This is a genomic window from Candidatus Latescibacter sp. (assembly GCA_030692375.1).
Taxonomy (GTDB): domain Bacteria; phylum Latescibacterota; class Latescibacteria; order Latescibacterales; family Latescibacteraceae; genus JAUYCD01.
Genome location: JAUYCD010000117.1, coordinates 1 through 5,395 on the forward strand (window position 1 = coordinate 1; position 5,395 = coordinate 5,395).

At 50.5% G+C, this 5,395-nt stretch carries 3 protein-coding genes; 2 read left to right on the top strand and 1 reads right to left on the bottom strand.

The genetic code is table 11. From position 1 onward, the window contains the following. Nucleotides 1-151: 151 nt before the first annotated feature. Nucleotides 152-2,713, bottom strand: a complete 2,562-nt coding sequence (locus tag Q8O92_07505; protein MDP2983158.1) for a cation-translocating P-type ATPase — start codon at nucleotides 2,711-2,713, stop codon at nucleotides 152-154. 591 nt (nucleotides 2,714-3,304) lie between these two features. Between Q8O92_07505 and Q8O92_07510 the strand changes: the two genes are divergently transcribed. Together Q8O92_07510 and Q8O92_07515 are read left to right on the top strand one after the other, a co-directional pair. Beyond that, a complete protein-coding gene (locus Q8O92_07510; GenBank protein ID MDP2983159.1) occupies nucleotides 3,305-4,072 on the top strand; it encodes a hypothetical protein in 768 nt (255 codons plus the stop codon). A 321-nt stretch (nucleotides 4,073-4,393) separates the two neighbouring features. After that, a partial coding sequence (locus tag Q8O92_07515; protein MDP2983160.1) for a site-specific DNA-methyltransferase occupies nucleotides 4,394-5,395 on the top strand: 1,002 nt, incomplete at its 3' end.

Here is a 5,395-nt window from a genome sequence, read left to right on the forward strand (position 1 = left end):
CCGAGGGGGGACTTTTCGTGGTAAAGATGAAAATGCGAAAGTGTAACTTATTTGAAAAACCGATTAAGCCTTGTATTGCAGTCTTTTAAGTCCCCCTTTGGGGGATTTAGGGGGCTGTAGTTTTGAGGTTTACAGCAAGAAAATCTTTTTTTTATGAATAATCCGGGTTAGTTACTGCTATTCTGCGGGAATGGACAGCCTTCATCAGCTCGAACCATGCAATACTGATGGACCCTGCGCCCAGACAGATCAATATATCGTTGAAATGCAGCACATTAAACCGGAAAAGCTCCATGAGGAAGGGAACAGAAAGCGCCAATCCCAAAAACACCGCCGCTCCGCCGAAAACCCACCACTGGGCGGTATTCGGAGAACGAAGGGTTTCGAGAAAGGTTCTTGTCCAGGAGCGGTTGGTCACTATCAGGCCCAGGTTGGCCACGATCAGAGTGACGAAACTCAGGGCTCGGGCTTCGTTTTCCCCCTGCCCCCGATAGAGCGAGACGGCATAAACCGCCGCCACGATTGCCAGCACACTGATACCCTGGAGAATGCTGATAAACAGGGTGCTCCGGCTGAAAAGGCGATCCTCGGGTTTGCGGGGAGGCTTTTTCATAACATCCGTTTCCTCATGTTCCGCCTCAAAGACAATCGAGCAGGCCGGATCGATAATCAGCTCCAAAAAAACGATATGCACCGGCAGAAGTACGAGCGGCCATTGTAAAAGTACCGGAATGAGAGACATCCCTGCAATCGGCACATGGATGGCAAAGATGTAAGACACCGCCTTTTTGATGTTGTCGAAAATCCGGCGGCCCAGTCTTATCGCCTGGACAATGGAAGAAAAGTCATCGTCCAGAAGAACCAGGTCCGCAGATTCACGGGCCACATCGGTCCCCCTGCCCCCCATAGCTATGCCGATATGCGCGGATTTCAAAGCCGGGGCGTCATTCACACCGTCCCCGGTCATGGCCACAATCTCCCCGTTTGCTTTGAGGGCGTTGACAATGCGCAGTTTTTGCTCCGGCACCACCCGTGCAAAGATATTGACCTCCCGGATGAGCCGCTCAAGTTCCTTATCATCCATCGCATTCAGCTCCGGCCCGGTGATCATGGTATCATGGGGCGCCAGACCGATCTGACGGGCTATGTTACGGGCGGTTCCCGGATAGTCCCCGGTAATCATCACTACCCGTATACCGGCGGAATAACATTCCTGTATCGCCTGCGGTACGAAAGGCCTGACCGGGTCGACCAGACCGATCAGTCCCAGGAACTCGAAGGTAAAATCATGCTGTTCATCGGGCAGGTTTGCGAAATGGAAGTGTGCTTTCGCTACCCCCAGAACCCGCAAACCTTCATCGGCCATGCTTCCGATATGCCTGGAAAGCTCCCCGGTCTGATCCGTTGAGAAATGACAGAGATCGGCGATGGCTTCCGGCGCGCCTTTGGCGGCGACAACATAGTCGTTTCCGGCAGGCGATTTCCATACCCGTGATAGGGAAAGTAATTTTTTTGACAGGGGATACTCCTGGACCAGGGTCCAGTCACGGTGAATGTGCTCCGTACGGGCCAGATACCCTTCCCCTACCCCCTTGATGGCCTTTTCCATGGGATCGAACGGATCGATCTGGCTGGCAAGCACTCCGAATTCGAGCAGTTCATGGAATGTTTCCGGCAATGGAGATTGCAGGGAGTCTTTTACTTCGAAAAACCGTTCGGCGGCGTACATTTTCCCTACCGACATGGTGTTGAGTGTCAGGGTGCCGGTCTTGTCCACGCAGAGTACGGTGGCGGAACCGAGAGTCTCCACCGCAGGAACGCGGCGGGTAAGAACCCGTTTCAGCGAAATGCGCCATGCACCAAGAGCCAGAAACACGGTGAGCACTACGGGAAACTCTTCGGGAAGAACCGCCATGGCCAGGGTCAGACCCGCCAGGAATCCCTGTAACCAGCGCCCCCAGGTCAACCCGAAAACAACTACCACCAGAATACAGAGGAGGAGACCGACGACAGCAAGAGTCCTTACCAATCGCCGGGTTTCCTTTTGCAGTCTTGTTTCTTCCGGCTCCACCGCCTTCAGGGCTTTCCCGATTTTTCCAAGCTCGGTGTGAATGCCGGTTGCCAGCGCTTCGGCGATGCCCTGACCCTGCACGATCATAGTCCCGGAATACACGAACGGCAGATCATCCCCACCGGGGCTGCCCATTCCCATCTGGTTTTCAGCGGGAGCTTTGCGCACCGGCACCGACTCGCCGGTCAGGAGTGACTCATCCGCCAGGAGATTCATTCCGGCAAGCACCACCGCATCAGCCGGAACCCGGTCGCCCTCGCAAAGGACCAGGATATCTCCCCGTGCCACCTCGCGACCGGCGATGCGTTTCTCCCTGCCGTCACGAATTACCAGCGCGCGGGGGCTGGAAAGATCGCGGAGTGCGTCTAGAGCGCGCTCCGTTTTCCGCTCCTGGTAGAGGGTGATGCCCATTATCACGAAAACAAAACCGAGAAGGAGCAAGGCTTCCTGGATGTCGCCCAATGTGAGGTATATGGTTCCGCAGGCAACCAGGAGCAGAAACATCGGTTCCCGAACCACTTCCAGAGCAATGGCGAACGTGTCGCGCTTCTCCGAGGAAGGAAGCTCATTATATCCTTCATTTTTCAAACGGTATAAAGCTTCTGATTCCGTCAGGCCGGATATGTTTTTTATATCAACCATCTTTAACACAAGAGTTTTCCTTTCCTAAAAGAAACAAATTAACGAAAAAAAGGGAGCAAAAGAAAGCTTCCTTTTTTTAAAATACATTAAACAATGTTGGTTATTCTATATAGATGCCGAAACGGTTGTTAAATGATGCGCTGCGCTTGCATCGTTCCCGCGAAGCGGCAACAAGTTCGGCATGACACGTGTCATCCTGAACTCGTTTCAGGATCTAAAAGAACGGGAGCGTTTTAAAAACAAAATCCCCCCGCCGCATAAAGCGGCGACCCCCTTATTAAGGGGGTAAAAGCTGCCTGCCAACATGATTCCCCCCTTAATAAGGGGGGATGTCCGAAGGACAGGGGGGATTCGTCCTTCAAGAAGACTTGAACCTAAGAATATTTTCATAAATATATTCTCGTGGAACGATAAGCATCATAAAGAGTTACAAAAAATTGATTCAAATATCTGGGGAATGGCCAGTAATTCCCGAGGGGAACTTTGGTCTTTCAATGAAGAAACCTTGATAATTATTTAAATAACATTTTACCCCGACACACTAGTATATTTGGCAAAATTGTGATTTTTTTTCTACATTAGGGAGGATTCATGCCTTTTTCGGCAGGAAAAATTATGAAAAAGCTTACCACGTCCTCTATACCGGGGTTGTGTTCAAGTATCTTCATGCTGTTTTTTTTTACGGGCGGGGCGGCAGCGGAAGACACGATCGACTATGGACCTAGATTCGAGATAGGCATTGGGGGCAGTTATTCGCAGGAGTACAAAGCGCCTCAATGGACTTCCGGGAACTATGGTTCAGCAATGATTACCGGTGCCTATCGCCTCTTTAATGGGCTGGCCATTCAGGGGGGAGTGGGTTTCGGACGCGGAGGGAGGCCGTATGCCGATTCTCTCTACTACGGAAACGATTATATCCTTAATCCCGACAAAGGAACCTATAATGGCTCCTCATGGATCGGAGTAAGATATGAACTTCCCATGAGGGTTTTGAAACAGAATATCGCAAACATTCATTCGGTTTATGCATGTGCAGGAGTGTGCCAGGCCGATTATGGCATTCGAAGTACATCTTGGATCTACAATGGCAATCTGATAGACAACCAGAGTATCACCTCATTCCGGGTCTCCAAGCTGAGCGGCCAGTTCGCCTCGCTTGCCGCACGGTGGCGGGTCAATACCGGGGCGACCGAAAATCCCGGGTCATGGTTCGGCGCCTATGGCTTGGACATCGGGGTGAAATATACCCGTTATCAGAATGGAAAACCCGAGCTGCCCGACCTTGAGAAAGCGATTCCCGGATTCAACAACCTTCAGATTTTTGCGATAGGATTCCTGAAATTCAGGCTGTTTGAATGATCCGGCAAAAAAATCCTCCGACTTTTTTAAGGAATCAACACCGGGCAAAAATGCAGCGAGAAGGGCAATGCCGAAAATGACGATTGAAAAGCGGAAGAATTTCATAAGAATACCTCACCGTTTCGCCCAATTAGATCCTGAAACGAGTTCAGGATGACACGTATCATGCCGAACTTGTTGCCGCTTCGCGGGAACGATGAAACCGTTTCATATCCTGTCTACCGGAATTGATGCATTCTATATATACATATATACTGCATGAGAATGGGCCGAGGCAAGGAAAGAATGTCTGAACCTTACAGGATATGAAAGCTGGTGGAAATGGATAATACGCTCTATTACGGCGACAACCTGGATGTTCTGAGGCAGCACATCGACTCGGATTCCGTTGACCTCGTGTACCTCGACCCGCCCTTCAAGAGCAATCAGAACTACAACGTCCTTTTCAAAGAACAGGACGGCAGCCGGGCCGCGTCGCAGATACTTGCGTTTGAAGATACCTGGACATGGAATCAGGAGGATGAAGTCGTCTTTTCCGACCTGGTGACCACCGGCGGGCGCGTTTCCGATGTTATGCGGGCATTCCGCACATTTCTCGGCCCCTGCGACATGCTCGCCTATCTCGTGATGATGGCCCCGCGACTAATAGAATTGCGGCGTGTTCTTAAATCAACGGGGAGTATTTATCTCCATTGCGACCCGACAGCGAGTCATTACCTGAAACTGCTTATGGATGCAGTGTTCGGGGTGGAGAGCTTTCGAAATGAAATCATATGGTGCTATAAACGCTGGCCTTCAAAGCAAGATAATTTTCAACAGATGCATGATGTAATACTTCGGTATAGCAAATCAAAAAAAGTCATATGGAACCAACTTTACGAGGATTTCACAGAGCAAACTAAAAAAAGAATCAAGGGCGGCATGAAAATAGAACATATTGTCGGTGAATCAGGTAAAATTCTTATTAGGCCAACCAAAGAAAAATCCCCTGGCGTAGCCATGTGCGACTACTGGAATATACCAATGATTGCAGGGCAAGCCAAGGAAAGATTAGGTTATCCAACACAAAAGCCAGAATCGTTGCTTGAGCGGATCATATCCACAAGTAGCAACCCCGGCGATGTAGTCCTTGACCCCTTCTGCGGATGCGGAACAACGATTGCTGTCGCACAGAAACTTGGTAGGCGATGGATCGGCATTGACATCACGCACCTTGCCATAACGCTGATAAAATCCCGGCTGATGGATACCTTTAGCGGCGTGGTTCAATATAAGGTTATAGGCGAGCCGGTTTCTATCCCGGATGCTGCGGAGTTGGCCTCT